At 56.7% G+C, this 2,457-nt stretch carries 3 protein-coding genes; all 3 read right to left on the bottom strand.

Annotation, left to right across the window (positions count from 1 at the left end):
- Positions 1 to 404: hypothetical protein (locus tag VN887_02580; protein HXT38886.1), on the bottom strand; the 404-nt coding region annotated here is incomplete at its 3' end.
- Positions 385 to 1,053 carry a response regulator transcription factor gene (locus VN887_02575; GenBank protein ID HXT38885.1) on the bottom strand — a complete coding sequence of 223 codons (669 nt, stop codon included), beginning with the start codon at positions 1,051 to 1,053 and terminating at the stop codon, positions 385 to 387. The genes VN887_02580 and VN887_02575, both read right to left, overlap by 20 nt.
- Before the next feature lie 444 nt (positions 1,054 to 1,497).
- The coding region (locus VN887_02570) for a PDZ domain-containing protein (GenBank protein ID HXT38884.1) at positions 1,498 to 2,457 on the bottom strand (960 nt) is incomplete at its 5' end.

Raw genomic sequence — 2,457 nt, 5'->3', positions numbered from 1 at the left:
TCCTTTTCGGCATCTTTCGGGACGCGCACGACCACTTCACCCAGACGACGGCGATAATCGGCGAATCCACCGGGGTCGTGGAAGGTTATCCAGTCCTTCGGAACGTTGGACAACACAACATCGTCCCAGACATTCACGAGGCGGACGAAGAAAGTTCTTTGATTCTCCTGTTCGTCCTGAAGTGTGTTACGCAAGGCGGGCAGTCCGCCGGCGTGGTAGACGGCGGCGTATTCGCGCAGGCGCGCTTGCACGAGCTCGCGGTCTTTATTGGCGATGACGGTTGCGAGGAGGTAATAGGCGATGCCGAGGAGCGCCACGCTGCTGCACGCAAAAATGAAAGCGTACCAGAGCCCGAGGCGGACTCCGACATTTCGCCGCACCGCGTTAAGCAGGCCGAAGGACATAACCAACACCTCGAATCGTATGGATCATGTTTTTGTCCGGGTCCACTTTCCCACGGACCCGGTGCACGAGCACATCCACGACATTTGTTTGCGGATCGAAGCTGTAATCAAAAATATGCTCGAGAATCATCGTTTTGGTAACGACGCGATTCTGATTCCGCATCAAATATTCCAGAAGCGCAAATTCGCGCGGTTGCAGATCGATTTTTTCGCCGTCGCGTTGCACTTCGCGCGTGAACAAATCCAGCGCAAGGTTTCCGACGGTCAGGCGGGTCGGCTCAGTGGTTTGGGTCGCGCGGCGAATGAGGGCTTGAATGCGCGCCAGCAGCTCCGAAAAGGCAAAAGGCTTGGTGAGATAATCATCGCCGCCGGCCTGGAGGCCGCGCACGCGATCATCCACCGAGGCCCGCGCGCTGAGAATCAGCATGGGGATGCGGACATTTTTGGCGCGGAGTTGTTGGATGAGCGTGAGGCCGTCGATTTTAGGGAGCATTAAATCCACAATAGCGGCATCGTAGGAAACGGATTGCGCGAGTTCCGACGCGCGCTGGCCGTCAGCACAGCGATCGACGGCGTAACCGCTTTGTTTCAATCCCTTGACGAGGAATGAAGCGATTTTGTCGTCGTCTTCAACAACCAGGATGCGCATGTCTTCGTCCATAATGATAAGCTTGAATTCACAACCAAGCTGAAAATTGTGCGATGACATTTCCGTTCTTTCGCTGGATTAAATAAGATCACCCTGCGAACCCCGGAAACGTGATAAAGCACATCCTCTCCCCGGGGGAGAGGAAACAGGTGAGGGCGAGCGTAAAACACCTTTTTTTCTCCAATTATAGTTCAGCGCATTGCGTAAACTGAAACTGCAGAAGCGGGCGTTGCATCCGCTGCCGAGTGTACGAAACCGATGGTTCCTAAAAGGAAAAGTTAGTAGGTACACTCGCCCTCACCCCGGCCCTCTCCCCCAGGGAAAGGGGGAAACCGTTCCAGCTTTCGATGAAAATCGTACTCATTGTGAAATCCGCGACAACGAGAAGCCCTCCCGGCTTGTGAGGTCAAGAACCGGGAGGGCGTGGGTGGGGATGGAAGTTGGTTAGCCTTCGTTGGCGCTTTCGTCGACGACGACGTAATGGCTGCCGCCATTGTCCCAGACCCGCACGAGGGTGCGCTTGGTGTCGGACTTCTCCGTCAGTTTGACGGCGTCGTCGGCGTCTTTGACAGGCTTGCGATTGATTTCCTGAATCACGTCGCCGGCTTTGAGGCCTGCTTCGGCAGCGGCCGAGCTCGGGTCCACTTGCGTGACCACGGCGCCTTTCACGTCTTTGGGCACGTTGAATTGTTCGTGGGCCTGTTGATCGAGGTCCGCGACCTGCACGCCGTTGAGGGTGCCGGTGTCCTGGGAATTATCGACATTGTTTTCCGCGAGTTTTTCAGCGCCCGGAAGCTGTTTCACGGTGACCTCGATGGTTTTCTTTGCGCCATCGCGGAGGATTTCCACCGGGACGGTCGAACCGGGTCTCGTGCCGGCTACTTCGAGTTGCAGACGGCGACTGTCGGCAACCGGATGGTGGTTGAATTTGATGACGACATCGCCGTCCTTCAGACCAGCTTTGTCCGCCGGACCATTCGGAACCACGTCGCCAATCAGCGCGCCCTGGTTGTCTTTGAGATCAAACTCGCTGGCGAGATCGGGTGTGAGGCTTTGAATCATCACGCCGAGATAACCGCGGGTGACGTGACCGGTCTTGATGAGGCTTTCCATCACGGTCCGAGCGAGATCGGACGGAATGGCGAAGCCGACACCTTGATTGCCGCCGGAACGGCTCAGGATGGCGGTGTTGATGCCGATCAGACGGCCATCAATATCGACAAGCGCACCGCCGGAATTGCCGGGGTTGATGGCGGCATCGGTTTGGATGAAGTCTTCATAATCTTCGATGCCCATGTTGCCGCGGTCTTTCGCGCTGACGATACCCGAGGTCACAGTTTGGCCGATGCCGAAGGGATTGCCGATGGCGAGCACGACGTCACCGATTTCGACTTTCCCGCTGTC

The organism is Candidatus Angelobacter sp., assembly GCA_035607015.1.
GTDB lineage: Bacteria > Verrucomicrobiota > Verrucomicrobiia > Limisphaerales > AV2 > AV2.
This window is presented reverse-complemented; position numbering and strand designations above follow the sequence as displayed.

Excerpts from the sequence above, each read along its gene's own strand:
- VN887_02575 (HXT38885.1), bottom strand. The coding sequence starts at position 1,053 with ATGCGCATCCTGGTTGTTGAAGACGACGACAAAATCGCTTCATTCCTC.